General features: G+C 44.4%; 18 protein-coding genes. 7 read left to right on the top strand and 11 right to left on the bottom strand.

Annotated features, from left to right (window positions below; translation table 11 throughout):
• The 5 genes from GVO62_RS06180 to GVO62_RS06200 all read left to right on the top strand — a co-directional run.
• Positions 1–1,453, top strand: a 1,453-nt coding sequence (locus GVO62_RS06180; RefSeq protein ID WP_159118206.1) for a TonB-dependent receptor, incomplete at its 5' end; no start/stop codon positions are given.
• A gap of 125 nt (positions 1,454–1,578) precedes the next feature.
• A complete protein-coding gene (locus GVO62_RS06185) occupies positions 1,579–3,111 on the top strand; it encodes a tryptophan halogenase family protein (protein ID WP_159118207.1) in 1,533 nt (510 codons plus the stop codon).
• Between the two features lie 13 nt (positions 3,112–3,124).
• Positions 3,125–3,874 (top strand): SapC family protein, encoded by a 750-nt coding sequence (locus GVO62_RS06190; protein WP_159118208.1) that lies wholly within the window; start codon positions 3,125–3,127, stop codon positions 3,872–3,874.
• 19 nt (positions 3,875–3,893) lie between these two features.
• Positions 3,894–5,351, top strand: coding sequence for an SLC5 family protein (locus GVO62_RS06195; protein WP_159118209.1), 1,458 nt, complete (start codon positions 3,894–3,896; stop codon positions 5,349–5,351).
• A 269-nt stretch (positions 5,352–5,620) separates the two neighbouring features.
• Positions 5,621–7,750, top strand: coding sequence for an alpha-galactosidase (locus GVO62_RS06200; RefSeq protein ID WP_159118210.1), 2,130 nt, complete (start codon positions 5,621–5,623; stop codon positions 7,748–7,750).
• Between the two features lie 83 nt (positions 7,751–7,833).
• Here GVO62_RS06200 and GVO62_RS06205 read toward each other — a convergent pair whose 3' ends face one another.
• The 8 genes from GVO62_RS06205 to GVO62_RS06240 all read right to left on the bottom strand — a co-directional run bounded on the left by GVO62_RS06205 (position 7,834) and on the right by GVO62_RS06240 (position 17,968).
• Complete coding sequence (locus tag GVO62_RS06205) at positions 7,834–8,925, bottom strand: tetratricopeptide repeat protein (protein WP_236547086.1); 1,092 nt, start codon at positions 8,923–8,925, stop codon at positions 7,834–7,836.
• 170 nt (positions 8,926–9,095) lie between these two features.
• Positions 9,096–10,421, bottom strand: a complete 1,326-nt coding sequence (locus GVO62_RS06210) for an alpha/beta hydrolase family protein (protein WP_159118211.1) — start codon at positions 10,419–10,421, stop codon at positions 9,096–9,098.
• Positions 10,422–10,646: 225 nt separating this feature from the next.
• The gene (locus GVO62_RS06215) at positions 10,647–11,603 is read right to left on the bottom strand and encodes a hypothetical protein (protein ID WP_236547087.1); all 957 of its coding nucleotides are present in this window, start codon (positions 11,601–11,603) and stop codon (positions 10,647–10,649) included.
• Positions 11,604–11,817: 214 nt separating this feature from the next.
• The gene (locus tag GVO62_RS06220) at positions 11,818–12,402 is read right to left on the bottom strand and encodes a single-stranded DNA-binding protein (RefSeq protein ID WP_014947881.1); all 585 of its coding nucleotides are present in this window, start codon (positions 12,400–12,402) and stop codon (positions 11,818–11,820) included.
• Between the two features lie 267 nt (positions 12,403–12,669).
• Positions 12,670–14,232, bottom strand: a complete 1,563-nt coding sequence (locus GVO62_RS06225) for a sodium/sugar symporter (RefSeq protein WP_159118212.1) — start codon at positions 14,230–14,232, stop codon at positions 12,670–12,672.
• A 356-nt stretch (positions 14,233–14,588) separates the two neighbouring features.
• The gene (gene galK / locus GVO62_RS06230) at positions 14,589–15,728 is read right to left on the bottom strand and encodes a galactokinase (protein ID WP_159118213.1); all 1,140 of its coding nucleotides are present in this window, start codon (positions 15,726–15,728) and stop codon (positions 14,589–14,591) included.
• Positions 15,721–16,776 carry a UDP-glucose--hexose-1-phosphate uridylyltransferase gene (locus tag GVO62_RS06235; protein WP_159118214.1) on the bottom strand — a complete coding sequence of 352 codons (1,056 nt, stop codon included), beginning with the start codon at positions 16,774–16,776 and terminating at the stop codon, positions 15,721–15,723. The genes galK and GVO62_RS06235 overlap by 8 nt, the downstream gene beginning before the upstream one ends.
• A 172-nt stretch (positions 16,777–16,948) precedes the next feature.
• Positions 16,949–17,968, bottom strand: a complete 1,020-nt coding sequence (locus GVO62_RS06240) for an aldose epimerase family protein (protein ID WP_159118215.1) — start codon at positions 17,966–17,968, stop codon at positions 16,949–16,951.
• Positions 17,969–18,298: 330 nt separating this feature from the next.
• On the opposite strand from GVO62_RS06240, the gene GVO62_RS06245 reads away from it, so the two are divergent.
• Positions 18,299–19,300, top strand: a complete 1,002-nt coding sequence (locus GVO62_RS06245) for a LacI family DNA-binding transcriptional regulator (RefSeq protein WP_014996928.1) — start codon at positions 18,299–18,301, stop codon at positions 19,298–19,300.
• Between the two features lie 409 nt (positions 19,301–19,709).
• On the opposite strand, the gene GVO62_RS06250 is transcribed toward GVO62_RS06245, so the two are convergent.
• The gene (locus GVO62_RS06250) at positions 19,710–20,573 is read right to left on the bottom strand and encodes an alpha/beta hydrolase (protein WP_159118216.1); all 864 of its coding nucleotides are present in this window, start codon (positions 20,571–20,573) and stop codon (positions 19,710–19,712) included.
• Between the two features lie 231 nt (positions 20,574–20,804).
• On the opposite strand from GVO62_RS06250, the gene GVO62_RS06255 reads away from it, so the two are divergent.
• Entirely contained in the window at positions 20,805–21,419 is a 615-nt protein-coding gene (locus tag GVO62_RS06255) for a hypothetical protein (protein ID WP_159118217.1), read from the top strand.
• 74 nt (positions 21,420–21,493) lie between these two features.
• On the opposite strand, the gene GVO62_RS06260 is transcribed toward GVO62_RS06255, so the two are convergent.
• Positions 21,494–22,078 carry an HAD family hydrolase gene (locus tag GVO62_RS06260; RefSeq protein WP_159118218.1) on the bottom strand — a complete coding sequence of 195 codons (585 nt, stop codon included), beginning with the start codon at positions 22,076–22,078 and terminating at the stop codon, positions 21,494–21,496.
• 64 nt (positions 22,079–22,142) lie between these two features.
• On the bottom strand, positions 22,143–23,480 hold the full coding sequence (locus GVO62_RS06265) for an MFS transporter (RefSeq protein WP_159118219.1): 1,338 nt from the start codon (positions 23,478–23,480) through the stop codon (positions 22,143–22,145).
• Positions 23,481–23,522 lie beyond the last annotated feature (42 nt).

Here is a 23,522-nt window from a genome sequence, read left to right on the forward strand (position 1 = left end):
AGACGAAGTAACAGAATACAAAGCAGATTTCACCTATCTAGCTGATTCTGACGTGTTCCGTAAAGTAGATTTCGGTATTTTGCGCTCAGAGCGTGAAAAATTCGTATTCCAAGAGTTTGCGTCACAATGTGCATTCTGTGGTTACGGCACACCAGCGCCTATTGACGAATTGAATATCCGCCCGTTTACCGCGAACAACTTCTTCAGCGGTCTGATTGACACTTGGTATACATACGACGGTGATGCGTACCTAGACTATCTTGCCTCTCAGGGGGCGCCGGTAACGCCAACGTTGCAGAACAATTACTATAACATTGAAGAAGAAGTAACTGCACTTTATGCACAGTTCGAATTTGGTTATGACATCGGTGATATGCCACTAACCATGAACTTCGGTGCACGTTATGAAGAGACAAACGTGGCTGTTTCAGCGGTACAAGCGTTTGTTTCTGACATTGTTCCAACCACTGACTTAACGCTTTTCTCAAACGTATTTGCTCCAGCAGAGAATATTACTGGAACAACGTCTTATTCTAACCTTCTGCCTAGCCTAAACGTGAAGTTAGAAGTGCAAGAAGACATGATTGTTCGCTTCTCTCGCTATGATTCTTTGACACGTCCTACTATGTCTCAGATGTCACCGGCAACGACCTTTGGTGAACCTCGCCGTCAGAATCTTCAGGCTAGCGGTGGTAACCCTAACCTTAAGCCATTTAGTGCTGAAAACTGGGACCTATCTTTTGAATGGTACTACAGCGACGACTCTGTTTTCTCGTTTGCAGTATTTAGTAAAGAAGTAGAAGACTTCATCGTTACTCTTTCAGGCGCAGAAACTTATAACATGACTGACCGCCTCCCAGGTGATTTCCGTTGTGCTGCAGCAGACTGTGCACCAGGCGTATCGCTGGATCCACAAGACCCTAATCGAGATGTAGTTGCAGACACTGAAGAGCTAAACGGTGCTAGTGAAGTTTATACGGTTACTCGTCCGCAAAACGGTGAAACTGCTACGGTTAACGGTTACGAAGTTGCTATTACTCACGTGTGGGACAATGGCTTCGGTGTAACGGCTAACGCTACGGTAGTTAACAGTGACGCAGAGGTATCTGGCGATACTAGCCAAACGTTTGCATTGGAAGGTCTAGGCGATTCGCAAAACCTTATCGTGTTCTATGAGCGCGATGCGTTCCAAGCACGTGTTGCGTTTAATAATCGTGAGTCGTTCCTGTTTTCACTTGATAATGGTTTATCTGGTGAGCCGACCACTACTGAAACCTATGGTCAGTGGGACGTAAGCGCAAGTTACGACATCAACGAAAACCTGACGGTATTTGTTGAAGGCATAAACGTAACTGAAGAAGAGCTTACACAAACAGGCCGCTTCCCAGACCAAATTTACTCAATTGAAGACAATGGTGCTCGCTACTCTGTAGGTATCCGAGGCTCATTCTAAAATTTGTGTGTGTGTTTTGGCAGGGGTAAAACCCTGCCATTTATCCATAAGCCTATTGGCAAATCGAGTACGTTTATGGATAAATGTAGAAAGCAGTTATAATTCCATTTAAGTAGTGTTGTTTCATGAACCATTCATCTGATACATCTAAAAAACAGCGTATTGTTATCGTAGGTGGCGGCACAGCAGGCTGGCTTACCGCTGCTATCGTCGCAGCTAAGCATAAAGTAGCAATGGGTGAATGTGGTTTAGACATTACACTAGTTGAGTCCAGTGACATCCCTACCGTTGGCGTGGGCGAAGGCACTTGGCCAACAATGCGAAATACGCTTAAAGACATTGGCCTATCTGAAAAAGAAGTATTTAGACGCTGCAGCGCAGCATTTAAGCAAGGCGGAAAGTTTGTTAACTGGGTAAATGGCGATGGTGATTTTTACTACCACCCGTTTACTGTACCGTTAGGCTACGGCCGTGTTGAGATGGCGCCCTACGTAGGTGACATTGCAAATTTTGCCAATGCTACTAACTTTCAGCAGCACGTGTGTGAACGCAATATGGCACCACGCACGCTCAGCGAACAAGAATACAGCAGTGCACAATCGAACTACGCGTATCACTTAGATGCTGGTGCTTTTGCCGATATGCTAAGAGATTTCAGCAAGACTGAGTTAGGCGTAAAGCATATTGTCGCCACAGTTGAGAGCGTGGCTGCGTCATCAAGTGAGCATGTCGAAAGCGTTACCCTCAACAACGGCATGGTTCTAAAAGCCGATTTATTCGTCGACTGTTCTGGTTTTCGCTCACTACTGCTTGGCGAAACACTAGGCGAAAGCGTTGTGTCTGCAGACAATGTGCTATTCAACAACTCTGCCCTTGCCCTTCATGTGCCCCACGAAGAAGACTTTGAAATAAAGCCCTATACCCAAGCCACAGCACAAGAAGCAGGCTGGATTTGGGATATTGGCTTATCTTCCAGAAGAGGTGTAGGTCACGTTTATTCCACTGATTTCACTACCGACGAACGGGCAGAAGAAGTATTGCGTCAGTACGTAGGCGACGAGCACGGCGACCTAAAAGCCCGCACAATACGCTTTAATTCTGGTTATAAGAAACGAATTTGGAAAGGCAACTGCATTGCTGTTGGACTCTCTGCGGGTTTTGTAGAACCTTTAGAAGCCACAGCTCTTATGCTTATTGAGATTTCGGCTCGCTATATTGCAGAGCAGATGCCGTTGCCTACGTCGGCCATGCCTATCGTTAGTCAGCGCTTTAACAAGCAAATGAATTATCGCTGGCAGCGTATTATCGATTTCTTAAAGCTCCATTATATTTTTAACCAACGCAGTGAACCTTATTGGGTTGCCAATCGCGATGCGGCTTCTATCCCCGACTCTTTAAAAGAAGACTTGGAAATATGGAAGTATCGCGGCCCCCAAATTGCTGATTTTTCAGCGGCGATTGAGCTATTCCCCGCCGCTAGCTATCAGTATGTACTTTACGGAATGGGATTTTCTCCAGACTTTTCTTTGCAATCCCATTTTTATAACGAGCGCGATCTAGCAGATAAAGTTATTAAACAAAATCAGCTTATTACGCAGCAAAAACTAAGCAGTTTACCTAACCACCGCGACTATATCGAGCAGTGGTTGGCAAGCTAACGAGAATTATAATATGCCAAAATTTGAAGTTTTATCGGCCGATGCCCACAGCAATATCACTATTGATGAAAGCAAGTTAGCTACGACTTTCTCTAAATTCCATTTAGTTAATATTGAAATTAAAGAGGCCGTGCAGGCAGCGAGTGAATTCCCGCTGTTTTTTAGTAAATCACCCGATGCAAAATATTGGACTATCTCGGCACTCTGTGGGTTAGCGCCGCAGGAAAATGTATTTGAAACCCAAGGCACGTGGCTAGGTCATTATGCTCCCTTGAGCTTGCGTACCCTACCTTTTATAGCCCGTGTGGACAATGACTCTCAGCAGCAAGAAATTCTCGTTGATGTTGAATCACCTGCTGTTTCTTCACAAACAGGCGAGGCACTGTTCTTAGAATCAAAGCGCCCAACTGCCTATTTAGATAATAAGAAAAAGCTACTTGAAGAGCGTATTACTGCTATGCAGCAAACCGCTGTCATGCTCAACCAACTAAACGAAATGGGGCTGATACACGCCGTCGATTTGATTATTGAATATAAAGATAACACAAATCAGCGAGTTGGAGGTTTAGCTACAGTAAACGAGCAGCGCTTACAAAATCTTAGTGGCGATGAGCTTGCTACCCTCAACCAAAAAGGGCTATTGAATGTGCTTTTCAGTATTCTCAGCTCAATTTTTCAAGTAAACCGCGTTATTCGCCTTCATAACACCAAGTTCCCTGGTCGCGCTGTTAACAATATTAAGTTCGAAACCAGCAAGTCATAACTGCCCCTAGGAGTAATACATGTTTTCCAGCACTATTCAGGTGTCTGTTTTTGTCTTTGTGACTGCTTTAATTGGGTTTCTTACCTATTTAAGTTGCCGCGGGCAAAATAGAAATGCACAAAATCAAAATCGCGAATATTTCTTGGCAGGCGGTGGCCTAGCTTGGTATTTCGTTGCCGGTAGTATTACACTCACCAACTTGAGTACCGACCAGCTTGTTGGTATGAACGGTAACCAAATGGCCTTACTTGCACTTTGGGAGCTTTCTGCTGTGGTAGGTCTTTTCGTCTTGGCCAAGGTATTCTTACCCGTGTATTACAGGTTCAAGTGCACAACCACCACAGAGCTTTTAGAGCAGCGTTATCACGATAAGCATATTCGCGCTGTTATTAGTGCTTTGTTCTTCGCTGGTAGCGCTCTGATATTCTGCCCTGCGGTAATTTATTCTGGCTCTTTGTTTATGCAGTCTATGTTTAACGTTGAACTGCCGCTGATGTACATTGCAGTTATCTTCGTTATCGTTGGTGCCCTATACGCTATTTTCGGCGGTCTACGTGCGGTAGCGGTGTCTGATACCTACTCAGGCGTGCTTCTTTTAACCATGGCCGTATTAGTGGTTATTCTAGCACTACAAGCCATCGACTATAACTTTGACGGCATTCCGCAAGAGCGACTCACGCTTATTGGCGATGATGAGTCTCCGATCCCATGGCATACGTTGCTTACTGGCATGATCTTCATTCAAATGTTTTACTGGGGTACTAACCAAGTCATTACTCAGCGCGCAATGGCGGCACCTTCTTTAAAAGAAGCACAAAAGGGTGTGTTTGCCGCAGCCGGTATTCGCCTGCTGATTGTACCTGCCATTATCGTTATTCCAGGTATCGTTTCATATAAGCTATTTGGTGATATTGGTGATAGTGCTTACGGAAAAATCGTGGCAACGGTATTACCTGACTGGCTATCTGGCGTATTCGCAGCGGCCATGGCAGCTGCGGTATTAACCACGTTTAATAGTAACCTAAACTCTGCAACAGCCCTTTACGTGTGCGACATTCACGAAAGCTACATCAACAAAACGCCAAACGTACCTAAGCTAAGTGGCTATGTTACGGTTTTATTGTGTGTAGTATCGCTAGCACTAATCCCTGTATACCAACAAGCTGATAGTATTATAAACCTAGTTCAGAAGCTCTATGGCCTATTGAGCATGCCTATTCTTTCGGTATTTATCGTTGGCTTACTGTTTAGAAACGTTCATGCATTCGCAGCTATTGGCGCAGTGTTGTTCGGCGTTTCAATTTACGCATTAATGAGCTTTGAAGCTTCACCTCTATATGCGCCATTTGGACTTCATTACATACACCTAATGTTCGCAACCCTTATTGGCTGTGTCGCCTTTGCCCTAATTGTGAACCGCGTGGTGTTCAACCAAAAAGCAGAGTTTTCGTTAGAGCTTTATAGAAAAGAAGTTTAACATTTTAGAAACACATAAAAGAAGGATGTCACTGGGCATCCTTTTTGTTTTTTACAAATTTTATCGTCTATATTTTATACCTGTTGGTCAGACTTCATTCCCCTTGCAATGCAGACTACCATTGAAAGTTAAACGTTTACCCTTTAAGTGTAGAATCCGCAAGTTGGACGTGATTTAATACGGCGTGGTATACAGTGAAAAGTCACTGCCTACGTTGTAAATATTTAGCTTTACCACCAAATTTACGTTTTATTAACGCTGAGGTTTTTATGTCGTCACTTTCTCAATTCGTGCGCCTGTCGAACGAAAAAGTCACCTTAATATTCGACTGTCAGGGTCGTATGCCAAAAGTCATTTACTATGGTGCGCCATTAAGTGATAGCACAACGCCTGAAATGCTTAGCGTTTTAAACACACGCCAAGAAGCTAAGTGTGCGCCAGTAATCGAGCCACCCATTACCTTAGTGCCTACCCATGGTGAAGGTTGGACAGGACAGCCAGGCCTTGAAGTTTCCGGTGATGCTGACCAATGGTCAGCAGGCTTTAGTTTGGTGGACATAAACCAAAGCGCGCAATCGGTGTCTTTCATCGCTGAAGATACCCACCGCGGAATGCGTCTAATCACTACCGTTGAACTAGACGGTGAAACGAGTATTGCTAAGTATGTATCTCGCTTGGAAAACACCGGCAGCAGTGCACTAAACCTAAACTATCTAAACGCAGCAAGCCTTCCACTTCCTACTACGGTTAGTAAAATTAAAACATTCGAAGGTCGTTGGTCTGCTGAATTCCAAACCAAAGATCACGACTTATTCTTTGGCAGCTACGTGCGTGAAAACCGTCGTGGCAAAACGTCTCACGATACTTTTCCTGGTTTAATTGCGTTCCCTGAAGGTACAGGCGAGCTTAACGGTGAATGTTTCGGTTACCACCTTGGCGCATCAGCAAACCACAAGCTTCGCGCTGAGTTGATGGCCGACGGCAGAAGCTATGTTCAATTCGGTGAACTATTGTTTCCGGGTGAAGTGGTACTTAACGCTAGCGAAAGCTATACATCACCCGTGCTTTATACCGGCTATGGCTGTGAAGGTTTCTCTTCGCTATCGCAACAGTTTCACAATTTCATTCGTAGCAATGTGCTAAACCATAGCGCTGAGTCTAAGCCTCGCCCAGTTCACTACAACACGTGGGAAGGAATCTACTTCGATCACAACGAAGATGAACTTAAAGCGTTGGCTGACAAGGTAGCACCGCTAGGTATCGAACGCTTCGTATTAGACGATGGCTGGTTTAAAGGGCGCAGAAACGATAAAGCTGGGCTTGGTGACTGGTTTGTAGATGAAGCCATCTACCCAGAAGGACTAGACGGATTGATTGACCATGTTACTGGTCTTGGCATGGAATTCGGCATTTGGTTTGAACCGGAAATGGTGAACCCAGATAGTGATTTGTACCGCGCGCACCCTGAATGGGCGCTGCAAACCGAGAATAACCCTCACGTCCCTTTCAGAAATCAGTACGTATTGGATTTAACCAACCCAGAAGTGGTTGAGTACCTGTATAAAGTGATTACGGATGTACTAAAAGCTTATCCAAAAATAAGCTACATCAAATGGGACATGAACCGCGACGTAAACCATCCAGGCAACCTTCAAGGCAAACCGGCAATGCATGGCCAAATGGCAGCGCTTTACGGCTTGATTGACCGCGTAAAAGCGGCGAAGCCAGGCATTGAAATAGAAAGCTGTTGTTCAGGTGGCGGACGTGTAGATTTAGGCATATTGCCACACACAGATCGCTTCTGGACGTCAGACTCTAACGATGCACTAGACCGCTTATATATTCAGCGCGGCTGCTCTTATTTCTTCCCATCTGAAGTCATGGGCGCCCACGTAGGCCCGCGTGACTGCCATATTACGGGTCGTAACTTACCTATTGAAATTCGTTCAGCAGTAGCCTTGTTTGGTCATATGGGCATAGAAATGGACCCGCGTGAACTGACAGACCACGAGCAAAGCGTGCTAACAGACGCCATTTCGCTTTATAAGAAATATCGTCATATTACCCACGGCGGCGACCTATTCCGCATGGATGATGACGGCATGAATGTGAAATTTGGTTATGTGTCGAAAGACAAGCAGGAAGGTATTTTTGCTTATAACAGTGTTACAGAAACCGTACGCACTACGCCGAATCGTTTCTACTTTGCAGGGCTTGATGCTAGCAAACAATACACCATTGAGCGTGTATGGCCTGAAAAGCTGAAAGAATACACTCCTTCAATTTTGCAACAAACTGAAGGGCAAGTATTCTCTGGCGAAGTCTTAATGAAATACGGTATGCAGCTGCCGGTACTCTTCCCGCAAACAGCGCTGATTTATACTGTTAAAGCCCTGTAGTTTTCTAAACGTTATGGCTTTCTAATCGCTGTGGCCTTTTAAGCGCAGCCGAAAGAAAATACGAGTAAGCGAGCTGTGCGGTATTACACCGCCGCTCGCTTTTTTAGTGCCTTTTTAATTTTTTTAAGTGTCTTAGCAAAGCGTTCATCGCTGTCTTCTTTTATCGTCTCAACAAGGTTTTGCGCTTCATTCACTTTGTCTGCGTTAAGAAGAAGTTCAGCTAAGCGCAGCTGGGCCCAATTAGCTCCTGGTAAGCCTTCAGTATCAATGGTCGTAACCTGGTAGTCTTCCAAATAGCTCTTCAACGCATTAATACCTGAAGTTGTGTACTCGCCACTTTCAACAGCAACTTGCCCTAAGCGATACTTTCCATACATAAGACTGGCTTTACGCTTTTGATACGTATCCCAAGCCTCAGTATCCGCTTTCGAAACTGCAGTCACATCAGTATCTGATAACGGCAACAAAGTATCGTAAGATGCGGCGTACTGCTCATTACCTAAATAGAAACTACCTAGCTCAACCCTGGCGCGAATGTGGGTGCTGTCATCATCAATTAAAGAGGCAAAGATAGCCTCTGCTTCTGCCTGTTTATCTTTCTCCAAATAAACCTTAGCTAAGGCAAACTGACCTTCGGTAGCATCAAGTTTTGAAATAGTTTGCGCAAGTGCTGTAGCCTCATCCAAATCGCCACCAGCAATAGAGGGAGCCATTAAGTGAAACTGCATTAGGGCTTGGTAAACAGCAACCTCTTCTGGGGCAATTTCCACTGCTTTTTCTAAACTCTTCTTTGCTTTTTTCGCATAGCCTAGTGCTGAAAATATACTACTTGAGGCTTGGGCTCCCATTACGCTGGCGTGTGTATGATAAGCCTTATAGTTATCACTGTAATCCTGAACAAACTGCTCTGCTGCCTCTTCGGCATCATCTAAATCTATGTTCATCAGGGAAGAAATAAGCATGTTGTGCTGCTCTGGCGATTTGCCTTCAACGGCTTCAAGGGATTCTACAACGTAATTATAGTCGCCTTGTTTGAAGTAGGCCTTTAGCGTTTCTACATCGTCGGCACTTGCTGTAGCAACGTTTTGTGCTGCCGCATAGCTTTGGGTAACGGTTATGGAAGGCATTAACAAAATAGAACAGGCACATAGTGCTGACACAGTAAATTTACGCATTTTCACTTCCTTATGGTTTAGTTTATGGGTAGCCCGAAATGCCGCTTTAAAGCGCTTTTTACTATCAATGATTGATAGAAGCAGTCTCACATTACGCCACTATGCGTAAAGTTAGAAAATAAATATGTAACAAAATTAAAAAAGGATGCCGAAGCACCCTTTTCAAACTGTTATTTACTGTCCATTTCTAGCCCCAATGCCCATCGGTCGTCGAAGCCCTTCCAAGGCTCTGGCTTCTTACCGTCTACGGGTACTTGGGCACTACTGCCACTCACGTTCAGGTATTCACAATCATCTTTTAAACCTTTCACATGGCAGTTCATAAGTGCCAAGGCAAAGTGCTCATTGATAGCATTAAGCTTTTGCACTTCCCACGCAGGTTCTATATAGCTTCCCAAATCAAATTCGCTGCCATAGGCTTCTTTCGGCGCCGGATGAGGGGCTACATTATGGCGGGCGTTTTTGATGGTAAGTAGTTTAGAGCCTTCACTACCCGTATTTTCGAATAGCCACTTAATGCCCTCGTAACCAGATATATCGTCGTTATCACCCGCTACATAAAGAACCGGCACCTTGATATTGTTAAGTGATTCAACGTCAAATAGCTGATGTTGCCCACCCCATGGGGCCAGCGCTAGCGCTGCTTTCCAAGCTGGAAGCACATCTTTACCACTGTCGTTACCACCTGCGCAGGTGTTTAGTACGTCTTTAATAAGCGCTGCCACTTTAGGATCTTGTGTACCGGTGAAGGTCGCTGCCGCTTGGTCGTTAAAAGCATAACAGCCGCCTACTGTGCTTACCGCTCCATAGCCTCCCATTGAGTAACCAATAACCCCTGCCTTACTTGCATCAACGCTGTCTCTAAAAAACTCATGTTCGCTGATGCTGTTCAGGGTTAGAACCTGGTCTCGAGAGCGATTTAACAATGTGCTAGGAAAACCAGAATACGGGTTTTCTGCAAAATTAACGTCTTTGTTTGTGGAGTCTGTATGGTCGATAGCCGCAACTACATAACCGTGAGACGCAAGGTGTTCACCTAAATAGTACATAAGTGTGCGATAGCCAGTATAGCCGTGAGATATAACAATCACAGGGTAGCTAGATTCTGCTTTGGCAATTGGCGCATCGCGGCTTGCATCAGCTTCAATTTCAAATACCTGACCACTTCGTGTTTCATTCACATACGTTGCCGTCTCAGCAGCACTTGAAGCAGGATACCAGACCTCTAGGGTCAACTTACGCTCGACATCATTTCCAGCAATATCTTTGACTTTTTCTGGGTAGGTCGCTTCAATAGTTTTTACACCAACAACGTGAGCGCCTTTCTCGCTTAGCGATGGCATAACATCCGCTGGAAAAGGTTTATAAAGGGTCTGAGCTGCAGAAACCGATGTAGGTAACATTGAAGTACTAAACGCGAGTGCAGCAGCGCCACAGAACAGGGATAACGTTTTCATAATTTGGCTGATTTTCTTGTTATTGAAAGACAAAATCATAATACCGCCTCACGAATTCCATACAAGTAAACCACCATTATTATTGCTGATTAAACGAAATAAGAAACAGTAATAAAACTGCAATTATAAGGGCTTAGCAACAACGCCGAAAGCTATACAGGTTACGTTAAAGGGTATAGGGAATAGATTAGGGACTATTTAAAAAGATCCACATAGCCCTGTAAGAAAGGTACTGAAAAATAGGTTAAACGTGCCACCTAACGTTTACTTTTTCGACAGGAAAGTATCCCATCGTTCATCAAATAAAGGCTTAAGGCGATGAGAATAACCATCGGCCCTGAAATTAGTATCTCTCAAAATCTCACTTTTTTCAGGATTCGCAAAAATACGCGCTAGCGTTTGATTTAAACTCGTTGTTACCTCTTGCCCTAGCGCTGTCTTTGAACATAGCAAGCGCTTTGTCCCTCTTAACTCTTCCGACAGTTCGCTAACTTGATACACACTCAAGGTGTCGAGCTCTTCTCTTGATAATGTAGCAATCTCGCGAGGACCAACATAACCGAAGTCAATTCGCCCACTTTTCAGTAATGCAATGGTATGCATGCCTAAGTCTCTACCTAGACTATGCACTCTTAACACATTGTACCGCGTTGCCCACTGCTCGACGGTTCGTGCATAAGCGTTACTCACGTCGCTGTAGAGCACTGTTTTTAAGTTCTGATTGAGTAAAGCTTGCAAAGAAACTGACTCAAACAAGCCTTTCACACTTTGTGACAAGCCGACATTTTCTTCATCATCGATTAAAGGTGGGAGCGCTTTTCTTGACACAACAAGTAAAGGCAAATTGATAGAGGTAGGTTCAGAATAATACCCCCATTTCGTTCTCTCTTCTTGGTATGACGCGCCGTAGAAACAATAGACCTTTTGAGACGACTTTTCATGTTGAATTAACGACCAGGCACGCTTAACTGGGTAGGCTTCAAATTGGTGGCTATAACTTTCAAGATAACTAGAAAGGTGAACCATGAGATCATACACTGGGCCAGATGTAATAGTAATACCAGGCCCTTCAACACCAAGTTCAGGTGGACGCATCCAAATAATGGTAGGCTTCTTCTCATCACAACCTTCAACGTCGCACTCAACATTATTTTGAGCTATTGAAGCGCTGATGTTAATACTGAAAAATGCAAAAACGAATAATCTTGCTAATACCGACACGTTATAAGACTACCCTTGGATGTGAAATTTATTGACGTTTATCCATCACCTGTCTACATGCGGCGCTATGGATATAACTAGAATGTGATCTTACATTAGTCGGATACAAAATTAGTCGGTATCAGTCTCATAATTCGCTGAATTTAGCTCAAAAAAAAGCCGCTAAGGAGCGGCTTTCTAGAGAATTTTTAAACATTTTTAATTTTGTCTTAGTTCAGAACGGAATGTCATCGTCGAAGTCAAAATCTGGCTCAGCCATTGGTGGGTTCTTTGGCTGACCTTGATTGCCACCCTGAGGCGCTTGATTGTAGCCGCCACCTTGGTTTGAGTTGTAGCCGCCCTGCTGACCACCACCTTGCTGTGGCGCTTGGTTATAACCGCCTTGTGCAGGCGCCTGGTTGTAACCACCTTGGTTGTTTTGAGGACGTTGGTAACCACCGTTACCACCACCGCCTTCACCGCCGCGACCGCCAAGCATTTGCATTTGGTCTACGATAATTTCAGTGGTGTATTTATCTTGGCCTTGCTGATCTTGCCACTTACGCGTTTGCAATTTACCTTCAACATAAATTTGCGAGCCCTTTTTCAGGTACTCTCCGGCAATTTCTGCTAAGCGACGGTACATTGTAAGGCGGTGCCACTCAGTGCGCTCTTGAACCTGACCCTGTTGGTCTTTCCAGCTTTCGCTAGTTGCTAGGCTTAAGTTCGCAACGGCGTTTCCGTTAGGCATGTATCTAACTTCAGGATCATTGCCAAGGTTTCCAACAAGAATAACCTTATTAACGCCTTTCGTTGCCATTGATGTCTCCTGTAACGTTTTTAGTGGCTTGCTGTATAACTCTTCTTAGTAAGACATCAGCAAGCGCGAAAGTTCATCGAATATTAGCCGGTTAGTATACCGTATTTTATGAGGGAAAATTGAAGTTTTTCGCCACAGGTTTACGCTACTAACTGCAACACGTTCTAGAACTTAACAAAATTTATTGTCAGCGTCTTCTGAACTTTCGCGTTGTTTTTAGCTAATTTTAGCAAGGGCGTTGCGATTAAAAACGCCCTTCCTTGTCTGCTACCACCACGTTATGTAAAACGCCGCTGTAAGGATAACTACAGCGATAGATGCTACATTAAATCCGCTTGTTGTTCTGAACTGCACTTCGTTTAAGTCGACAGCGTTTTCACTGACACCTTTTTTCTCTAGCAGAGAAACAACCACAGCTAAAGCAACACAAAGCAGGAACACAAGTCCAACACGGTCAATAAACGGCAGTTCAGGCCAGAACTTTCTAAACACAATGCTTAAAACAAATGAGCCTAATGCCGCCAACAGACCACCGTTTGCTGTGGTTTTCTTCCAGAACATACCTAAAACGAACAACGCGCAGATACCTGGTGTAAAGAAGCCCGTAAATTCCTGGATATACTGGAATGCTTGATCGAAATTACCCAACAGCGGCTTGGCCACCACCATAGCAATAATAAGCGCTGCCAAGCTTATGATACGACCCACTTTCACATAATGCTGTTGCGACTCGTTAGGACGCTTATCTTTGTAGAGATCCATGGTAAAAATAGTAGAAACGCTGTTTGTCATCGACGCTAGCGAAGACACAATCGCTGCCACAAGCGCTGCGAAGATAATGCCTTTAAGGCCAACAGGCATTAGTGTCATTAGGCTTGGATATGCTTGGTCTGGCTTAGCTAAGTCAGGCACAATAAGTACTGCTGCAATCCCCGGCAATACCACAATTAACGGCATTAGTAGTTTTAGGAAAGCCGCAAACACAATACCTTTTTGCGCTTCTTGGACACTTTTTGCCGCCAACGTGCGCTGAATGATGTATTGGTTAAAGCCCCAGTACGACAGGTTCATGATCCACATGCCACCAATCAATACAGAAATGCCCGGCAAGTCCATATAGTGTGGATTGTCTTTTGACAAAATCATGTCGAATTTTTCAGGTAGCTTGTTAGTTAGGTCAACAAAACCTTGGATGGCCCCATTGCCGTCGCTGATTAGGTTTAACGCCGTATACGACAGGAACAAACCACCAATAACCAACAGCACGACTTGAATAATGTCGGTGAGTGCTACCGCTTTCAAACCGCCGTAAAGTGAATAGGTTAACGAGAAAAGGCCTAAGAACATCATGCCGTAAACCATATCAACACCCGCGATGGTATTGATGGCCAATGCACCTAACCACAGCACAGCAGTTAGGTTTACAAAAACATAAACACCTAGCCAGAATATTGCCATTACCTTGCGCACGCGATGGTCGTATCGCTGCTCTAGAAATTGAGGCATGGTGTAGATTTTATGCTTTAGAAAGATAGGTAAGAAGAACTTGCCTACAATAAGCAATGTAATGGCTGCCATCCACTCATACGACGCTATGGCAAGCCCTAATTGGTAACCCGAGCCAGACATACCGATGATTTGCTCGGCAGAGATATTGGCAGCGATGAGTGATGCGCCAATTGCCCACCATGGCAGGCTTGAGCCCGCTAGAAAGTAATCATTTGTATCTTTTTGATGACCCTGCTTTTCGCGAGAAACCCACCACGCAATTCCGATAAGCGCGACGACGTATACCACGAACAACGTGATATCTATTGATGCTAATTTCATAGTTTTTCCCAAAGTTCTTATTTTGGGTGCGGCGATTGTTATGCAGGGTACACAGGTGAAAAATTGTTTTTATTATTATATTGGTTGTTGCCACACCAGTGTCACGTTATTAAAACGCGTTTCGCAAAGCACAATAAATCATAAATGGGTGAAAAACTCACCGTTAAACTTATCGCGTTATTGCGGGTAGTATTAGTATCACACTTTGTTTACTTTTTTTAACTAGAAATGTGCACTTTTTGTAAAAAAAAAGCCGCAACCAATGGATGCGGCTTAAGGGACACAAACAATTCTAAAGAATAGGATTGTTTAGAAAGGGGAGAGGTTTGTGCATTAGGTTCTATCTGGTTCGACTATCAGGCGAATGCACCCTGTGTAGCCGTACATACATAGATATCAGCGTTATAACCGGTTTCATCAAAGTACTTGTCGGCAACCACGCGCTTCACCGCGTCGACTTTGTCGGTAGGTACAAGGGCTACAACGCAGCCGCCGAATCCACCTCCAGTCATGCGAACACCTCCAGATTTACCCAGCACGTCACCAATGATCTCAACCAAGTAATCGATTGGGCGAACGGTAATTTCAAAGTCGTCACGCATGGAGATGTGAGATTGCGCCATGGTTTCACTAACCGTTTCGATGTCGCCAGTTTTTAACGCCTGGCTTGCTGCCAGTGTTCTAGCGTTTTCGGTAACAATATGCTTCGCGCGGCGATAAACCACCTCTGGCATATGTGCTTTAGCGCCTTCTAGCATTTCCATAGTTGCTTCGCGTAACGATGACACACCCAGCAAGGACGCGCCTTGTTCACACTGCTGACGACGCAAGTTGTATTCACTGTCAACCAAACCACGTTTAACATTCGAATTGATGATGACGATTTGGTGCGAGTCTGGTAGTGGTGAGTGCTCAATGGCTAGCGACTGGCAATCAAGCAGCATTGCCATACCTTCATTACCCATAGCAGAGATTAACTGGTCCATAATTCCGCATGAGCAGCCAACAAACGTGTTCTCTGCTTTCTGGCCTAACAGTGCAGCCTTTACGCCATCAAGGGGTAACTCATACAGCGCACTCAACGCTTTTAATATAGCCACTTCAAACGATGCCGAAGAGCTTAATCCTGCGCCTTGTGGCACATTGCCCGTTACTAGTAAATTAGCGCCACCAAAATCTGGAATGGCCTCTTTTAGTACTTTTACTACGCCGCGAACATAGTTAGCCCACCCCTGCTCTTCGTCGTAATTAATTTCTGATAGCGAGAACCTATTTTGCTGGTTTTCATAGTCCATCGCAGTGACCACGATGTCATTATCTTCGCGCTTGTTAGCCGCAACCCATGTTCCAAAGTTAATTGCAGCAGGAAATACGAAACCTTCATTGTAATCGGTGTGCTCACCAATAATGTTTACTCGCCCCGGCGCATGTGCAATTAACGCTGGCGCCTCGCCGTAATGCGTTTCAAATTTAGAAGAAAGTACTTGATTATCCATTCGCATTCTCACGTTTCTTATGGTGCACTGTGGATAGTGCTTTTAATCTGTCTGCCGCTTGTTCAGGGGTCAAATCTCGCTGTGCCTCTGCCATCATTTCGTACCCAACCATAAACTTACGGACACTTGCTGAACGCAGAAGTGGCGGGAAGAAATGCGCGTGTAGCGTCCACTCTGAGTGCGCTTCGCTATCGAATGGGGCACTGTGCCATCCCATGGAATATGGGAAAGATGTATCAAATAAGTTGTCGTACTTAGTTGTGATTTCGCCAATGATCTTAGCAAGAGATAGTGACTGAGAATCTGAAAGCATGTGCATGGATTGCACGTCAAATCTCGGTAAAAGTAACGTTTCAAAAGGCCAAGCGGCCCAGTATGGTACAACTACAACCCAATCATCATTTTGACAAACGACTCGCTCTTGCTTTGCTACTTCTTGCTCGGCATAGTCTAACAGCATAGGCGTGCCGTTTTCACCGAAGTACTGCTTTAGCTGCACGACCTTCTTCGCCGGATCAGTTGGCACATGTTGCTGAGCCCAAACCTGACCATGAGGATGAGGATTCGAACACCCCATCATCGAGCCTTTGTTTTCAAAAACTTGCACCCAGCGATAGGTTTCACCAAGCTCAGCGGTTTGCGCTTTCCATGTATTCACGACTTCCAGGCGTTCTTCGTCACAAAGTTCAGGAAGTGTTTTACTGTGGTCAGGGGAGAAGCAAATGACGCGGCTACAGCCTTGCTCAGTCTCGAATTGGAAAAGCCCCTTTTTCTCACTCGCTTGTTCTGTATCTTGCTTCAGGGCTGCAAAATCGTTTTGAAAAACAAACGTACCCTTATAGTCTGGATTAACTTCACCATTCACCCGTGTGTTAGTCGGGCACAAATAGCACGTCGAGTCATAAGATGGCTTTTGTTCGTTATTTGGTTCTTCAGACGCTCCCTGCCAAGGGCGCTTAGCTCTGTGAGGCGACACTAACACCCACTCACCCAACAAAGGGTTGTAACGGCGATGTGGATCGTTGGTAGGGTCGAAAGGGGTTCCCATAATCACTCTCTCTGAATTAGCCAGCTACGCCGAAATGCGCAACATCAAATAGGGTTAAACGTTTACCCTGATAATGATATAGCAAGCGTCTATGTTTATCAATTACGGAACAAAGAAAATTAATTGTTAAATTAATAACAAATAATTTTCTTTTGTCGTTTATCCACTAATACTACGCGCTGAACTTATATCGCATGCTTGCCGTGAACGTTTCTCCTGGCTTAACAAAGCAGTTTGGAAACTCAGGCTTGTTGGGTGCGTCCGGGAAGTGCTGGGGTTCTAAGCACAGGGCACCAAGCTGATCATCACTCTTAAGCCCACCGGTGTAGAACTGCAGTCCAGGCAAGTTAGTAAATAGTGCCATAGTAATACCTGTATCAAGTGCCTTTACTATTGCTTGGGGGCTATGCTCCGGCGCATTGCGCAAGACATAATTATGGTCGTAACCTCCTACCCGGTCGAACAATGGGTGGGAATTAATTTGTTCTGCTCTTTGTTTTATGGCCGTTAGCGTTGTGAAGTCAAAGGGCGTGTTGGCGACATCGACCAAGTCCCCTGTTGGCAATAAAGTGGTATCAGCATCTGTTACTTTGTCGGCATCTATATGCAACAGCGTATTACCAACCTTAGCGTCATTACTCAATGTGAAATAAGCATGTTGTGTAAAACTCAGTGGGGTTTCATGGTCCGTGTTTGCGGTGATCACAAGGCATAATTCGTTGTCCTGATTGAGGGAGTAACAGGCTTCAACGTTAACAGTACCAGGAAAGCCACCTTCACCATCTGGGCTAGTTAAGGTAAAAGTAACGCTAACTTTGGCATCAGATTCTTGCTTTTTTGCCGCCCATACTTTTTTGTGAAAGCCTGCTGGTCCACCATGGAGATTATGCTCTCCGCCATTTTTGTCTAACGCGTATTGAACACCGTTTAAGGTAAATGTGCCGTGGCCTATTCTGTTTGCATAGCGACCTACAATAGCGCCACGATAACTTGGGTCGTCAATATAATCTTGCAGTGTGTTGTAACTTTGAACGCAACTCACCAGTTCGCCTTCTGCATTCGGAACCTGAATCTCTTTAATAATTCCGCCGTAATTGAGCAAGGTAACTGACATGCCGTTGTCGTTAGATAAAGTAAAGGCGTTTACGACTTCGCCTGCTACTTCACCAAAAGCAGATACGTTTATTTTCATAACAAAATTTTTACCTTAAAACATGCTTAGTAAATTGGCGCTCTCCCAACCTACCACATATTTTTATACATTGATGGATAATGTAATTTATCAGAATGCCAAGGAGGTTATACGTTTTCCACTCTTTTTCACAGCGCTTTGGTCAACAATAATGAAAGGTAAAACCACTTCGCTTAATAGTCTTTTTCCTCCTCTCGAACTGGCTCCTTATACTAAGAAAGACAACACAAGGTTATAGTTAGAATTTTATCTTTTTTTGTAAATATAATGTACGCTATGACAACCAGGTCTTACGACCCTCCACGCACTAAAAACGAAGTTTGAAAGAAAATGGCAACTATAAAAGATATCGCCCAAGCCGCAGGGGTTTCACTGGCGACCGTATCAAGAGTTATTAATAATGGCCCTAAAGTGGGCAATGAAACTCGCAAGCGCGTCAAAAAGATCATGGAAGAGATGGGTTATCGTCCTAACGCAAATGCTCGGGCCCTTGTAACCAAACGCAGTGCGTCTTTAGGTGTTGTCATAGCTGAGCTCCATGACCCGTTTTTCGCTATGTTGGCCCACGGCGTTGAGTCAATAACCCGGAAGAACAATGTGCAAATCCTGTTAAGTGCCGGCTCTATTGAAAAAGAGACGGAGCTTCGTGCAATTGAAACCCTTTTAGAACATCGTGTAGAAGCTATGGTAGTGCATAGCAAAGCACTTGATGACGAAACTCTTATCGGCTTTGCAAACCAAGTTCCTGGGTTTGTTTTAATTAACCGCTATATACCAGAAATTGCGAATCGTTGTGTGTGGTTAGACAACGTAACCGGCGGCCGACTTATGGCTGAATATGCTATAAACCAAGGTCACGAACATGTTGCGGTGATAAGCAGTCAGTATCGCATTGACGACCCTAATCACCGATTAGAAGGTATTAGAAACGCAATTAATAACGCCAACTTAAGTTTGCCTGAAAGCATGATTGAATACGCCACCCCAGACCAAGAAGGGGGCGAACTAGCAATGCAAAACTTGCTTGCTACAGGCGCAAAGTTCACTGCGGTTTTGGCCTACAACGATGCGATGGCATCCGGAGCAATGACCATGTTGCAAGACCATGGTATTTCAGTTCCAGAACAAGTCTCTGTGATGGGATACGATGATGTACTGTTAGCAAAGTATTGTCGTCCTAAATTAACTACCCTGCGTTATCCCGTAGAAATGATGGCTGCAAAAGCGGCGGAGCTTGCGTTGAAGTATGCATCGGGAAGCAAACCAGAAGAAGGCCTAACATTTAAGTATACACCCACTGTAGTAAAACGAGACTCAATGGTAAGGGTATAGTCCTTCGCTTTTCATACGAAATAGATAAGATTAAAAAAATACCCGCCAATGCGGGTATTTTTTTAATCACTTATAAGCCAGTTTGGTGGACGATTAATCGTAATTCGATGTATTACTGTGCAACTGTGTTCTAAAAATTTCATGACATGAAACTATTGACAAAAATAACCACTTGATCGTTTCGCCTCAGATTTTTATCCCCAATGAGGAAAAATGCCTGATCCTGCACAGCTTTACGATCAAAAAAGATTAAGATCGGAAGTAATTGCTCTACAGCGCTTGATTTAACTGATATTTCGTGATCCGACCAGAAAGCAACAGTGAGATCGTGATCTATTGTTTTATATGGCTATTAACAGACTTACCAACAAGGTTTTCCACCACTTATCCACAGCGTGTAAGGTTTCAATTACTGAGCAAATCTAGCTAAAAATTGTTTGTACTCCTGTATGGCATAATCGCTTTTTAGCGTTGCATTGTGCGTTGCCCCTGGAATAACAGAAATATACTTCTCACTGCTTGATGCGTCTTCTAACAACTGTTGGCTAATTGGGTAAGGCGTTATTTTGTCCTCTTCACCTACCACCAGCCAAAGCGGCCCCTCGTAATGACGTAAGATTGGAGCAATTTGCATACTATGAACTTCATCGTGAAGTTTCATGCTTGTGAAAGAATTAGAGAAACCCGGCACCATGTTGGCAATTAAATCAGAAATGTTGTTGAAAGCACCGTCTAACACCAAAGCGTCGATCTTTCTATTTGCAGCAACATAGCTTGCAAAATAGCTACCTATACCTCGACCATGAACAACGGTGGGGATTGAGCCATCAAAAGCACTCTGTACATAATCAAACTGTGTCAACGCGTCTTGCTTAATCGCGTTAATACTTAAGTCCTTAGCTTTATCGCTTGCCCCAACTCCCTGATAATCGAGCCACAGAATGTTGGCAGGCAGCTTACCCAACCTATGAATAACACTATTATTCTCGCTAACAGGCATACGATTGTCTGCAAAGAAAACGATGTTAACGATAGGATCGGGATAAGACACGGCTACCCCTCTTAAGGTTAATCCTGTCTCATTTTTTATTTCAACACGGGTTATGCCCGCCGAGGTTTTATCTTTTTGAATAGCGGCATGCAGCTTTGTGGTATCGAGGGGCTTTTGCTGAGCATCTTGATAAAAAAAGGCCGACGGCGACACGTTAATCGCACACCCTATGAGTGACACACTGGCGACTACACTGATTACTGCGTTTTTAAAAGTCATCATTTAAGAACTGTCCGTGTTGAATGGTTATGGCGAAATTTATATTTTGGTTATTAAAGCTTAGTGGTCGTGTCGCTATCAAAAAATCCGTATAGCAAAATGGACCGTTCCTCACTTAGGCTAAACGAGCTGTAACAGTTTGCAACAGTTGTTCTATTTCTTAGCGGAACAAACTTACTTATACTCGGTCAATATTACTTGCATAATCTATCTGCTTAAAACAAAAATAATTTAATGAAAAGTAAAATATTTTCTATACCTTGCCTTAAATCACCAGCGCGACTTTTTATTGCCTGCTGCACCCTACCTTTGCTGATTGCCTGTGAATCGACTCCGCCTGAGATGGACTCGTCGTTAATTCCTGCATCACAAAGAAAAGACTACCAACTAACTATGTCTAAAGCGAAAGCATGTCCTATAAACTTAGCTGAACTGAGCGATATACGTTCGAGCAAGGACCTATTAGTTGGGAACAGTAATGTAACGGAAGATACGCTCTATACGCTGTTACAACAAAGCTTAGAGGATATGAACGTTAGTCCAGATATTGAAGCAGCTAATAGCGTAAAAGTGGTATTAAACCGAGCGTTTATAAAAAGCTTGGGAAGTAATATGGTTGCCACCGTTGTGCTTAAGGTAAGGTATAAGCCAGACTATGCGGATGAGTATTCACCTGCTACAACCTTTAGAGGGCAAAGCATGAATGTGAATGCCAATATCAGCGAAGAACAGAGTAATCAAATTGCCATTGATGCAATGAAAACGGCCATAGATGATGCCACCAAACGCATTAAGTCTTCACTACTGCATAATTGCAGCGATGCGCTCGGCGAAATGGAGGCGGTATAAGCCTAAGAAATTATAGAGTGAGCGCGATTGATTTAGCGTTAGCGCTAAGCTCGAAGGCTCACTCAGCGTAAGATTTAGTAGATAAGCCGCCCATTATCGACCATAAAGCACGCCATGCCGCCGTCAACCGCCGCTTTTCGGCCCATGTCGGTGTCTTCAAACACCACACAATGCTGTGGTGCTACATCCATTAATTCTGCCGCACGCACAAAGGTTTCAGGGTGAGGTTTACCTTGAGTGACGTCATCGGCTGTAACCAGCGCAGATAATTGGGCTAGCAAGCCATGCTCATTTAACACCATTTGCGCGTGCTGCCTATCTGAGCCCGTCCCCACAGCAATGGGCATACTTCCCTTATAGTGATTAAACACGTTAAGGGTATCTTGAATAAGCCTTGGCACATGATCTAGCCCTTCGAAAGCCTGTTTTTTATATGAAGCAACCTCTGTTGGATCGTGGTTTTTGCCATATTTGGCATTCATAAGATGTACGGTTTCAAAGGTAGGAACACCACCTAAACTGTATTGATAGTCTCGGTCAAAAGGGTAGCCAAACGCGGTGCACGTAAGCTGCCATGCATCAATATGCGCCCCCATAGAATCGACCAAAGTGCCATCCATATCAAAAATAATGGCTTTATAGCGGCTTAGGTCAATCATGGTGTTCGCTTCCTTTTTAAAATGGTGTAGTGCTAGCCCTTCATGGTTGCGATGCGATGAGCAATTATGCTGACAACACGTCTCGCGCTTTAACTGCATCGAAATCACGATCTACTTTCAGGTATACCGCGTTATTTTGACTGTTTAGTGTCACTTCTAATACACCAGGTACTAACATCAATTCAGCTTCGATAGTGGAAACATTTGAACCGTTAAATTCACCATGCATCATTACGCGCTTAACGCGGCTCACTTCTTTAACCCCAAAAATAATGAACAGCCAAAGCAAAGTGCTAGCAGCGCCAATGCCATAAGCCAACTCTTGCGACCAAATATCTGTGACTAAACCTGAAATTACACCGCCCAAAAACGCACCAAAAAATTGAAAACTAGCGTAGAGGCCCATGGCCGTTCCTTTTTGTCCCGCAGGCGCAATGCTCGACACCAATGCAGGAAAATTCGCTTCCAAATAATTAAAGCCGGTAAAGAAAAGTACTACGGCAGCACAAACCCACCACCAGCTATGGTCTTCTAGACTCAGCGCCAAAAACGCGCCGCCCATTAATACCACACCAGTTACAAGGAGTGATTTAGGCGTACGGCCCCTTGCTGCTCCCATCATTATAATCAGACCTACAATAGACGCGCCTAGAACGGGTAAGTAAACCGTCCAGTGACTGTCTAGCGTCATATCAAAGTTCAGTAGCGTTACGGGCAGTTGAACAAACAACAGCGTTATCATCATATGTAGAATCATCACGCTGATATTTAAACGCCATAACTGAGAGGAAAAGATTAAGCGCTTCAGCTGGTCTTTTTGTGGCAGTGTATCGCCACTGCTCAACTGCACACCGTTTGGCACTACCCATTTAACCAGCGGCATACAAAGAATCGCCAAAATACCAGTAATACCAAACACACCGGTAAGCCCGTAGCTGTTAGCAATAAGTGGCCCTAAAATAACCGCTAAATAGAATGAAAAGCCAATGGCTATGCCTATGATAGCTAACACTTTGGCACGCTGACTTTCCCGGCTGACATCGGTAGCCAGCGCCATTATCGCACCTGCAATAGCCCCAGCGCCCTGGAGAATACGCCCAACAATCATCATGGCCATACTGTCGGCGTTTGCTGCTACAAAGCTACCTAATGCAAATACAGCAAGTCCAAGCAAAATAACGGGTTTACGCCCCCATTTGTCAGACATCATGCCCATAGGAATTTGCAGCGCAGCCTGGGTTAGGCCATATCCACCCACGGCAAGCCCTACCAACAGCGGCGAGTAATCTGGGTAGTCCATTGCGGCTACAGCCAACACGGGCATAACCATGAACAGCCCCATCATGCGTAATACGTAAACGGAGGCGAGTGCAAGCGCGGCGCGTAATTCCAAAGCGTTCAAAGCGTCTGTTTCCCTCAATAGATAAAATCAAAAAACAAAAAA

The sequence above is a fragment of the Alteromonas sp. KUL150 genome (assembly GCF_009811475.1).
GTDB classification, from domain to species: Bacteria; Pseudomonadota; Gammaproteobacteria; order Enterobacterales; family Alteromonadaceae; genus Alteromonas; species Alteromonas gracilis.

Bases quoted from the DNA above. Each gene is read 5' to 3' on its own strand.
- GVO62_RS06185 (WP_159118207.1), top strand. From the start codon at position 1,579: ATGAACCATTCATCTGATACATCTAAAAAACAGCGTATTGTTATCGTA.
- GVO62_RS06190 (WP_159118208.1), top strand. From the start codon at position 3,125: ATGCCAAAATTTGAAGTTTTATCGGCCGATGCCCACAGCAATATCACT.
- GVO62_RS06195 (WP_159118209.1), top strand. From the start codon at position 3,894: ATGTTTTCCAGCACTATTCAGGTGTCTGTTTTTGTCTTTGTGACTGCT.
- GVO62_RS06200 (WP_159118210.1), top strand. From the start codon at position 5,621: ATGTCGTCACTTTCTCAATTCGTGCGCCTGTCGAACGAAAAAGTCACC.
- GVO62_RS06205 (WP_236547086.1), bottom strand. From the start codon at position 8,925: ATGCGTAAATTTACTGTGTCAGCACTATGTGCCTGTTCTATTTTGTTA.
- GVO62_RS06210 (WP_159118211.1), bottom strand. From the start codon at position 10,421: ATGATTTTGTCTTTCAATAACAAGAAAATCAGCCAAATTATGAAAACG.
- GVO62_RS06220 (WP_014947881.1), bottom strand. From the start codon at position 12,402: ATGGCAACGAAAGGCGTTAATAAGGTTATTCTTGTTGGAAACCTTGGC.
- GVO62_RS06225 (WP_159118212.1), bottom strand. From the start codon at position 14,232: ATGAAATTAGCATCAATAGATATCACGTTGTTCGTGGTATACGTCGTC.
- galK (WP_159118213.1), bottom strand. From the start codon at position 15,728: ATGGATAATCAAGTACTTTCTTCTAAATTTGAAACGCATTACGGCGAG.
- GVO62_RS06235 (WP_159118214.1), bottom strand. From the start codon at position 16,776: ATGGGAACCCCTTTCGACCCTACCAACGATCCACATCGCCGTTACAAC.
- GVO62_RS06240 (WP_159118215.1), bottom strand. From the start codon at position 17,968: ATGAAAATAAACGTATCTGCTTTTGGTGAAGTAGCAGGCGAAGTCGTA.
- GVO62_RS06245 (WP_014996928.1), top strand. From the start codon at position 18,299: ATGGCAACTATAAAAGATATCGCCCAAGCCGCAGGGGTTTCACTGGCG.
- GVO62_RS06250 (WP_159118216.1), bottom strand. From the start codon at position 20,573: ATGATGACTTTTAAAAACGCAGTAATCAGTGTAGTCGCCAGTGTGTCA.
- GVO62_RS06255 (WP_159118217.1), top strand. From the start codon at position 20,805: ATGAAAAGTAAAATATTTTCTATACCTTGCCTTAAATCACCAGCGCGA.
- GVO62_RS06260 (WP_159118218.1), bottom strand. From the start codon at position 22,078: ATGATTGACCTAAGCCGCTATAAAGCCATTATTTTTGATATGGATGGC.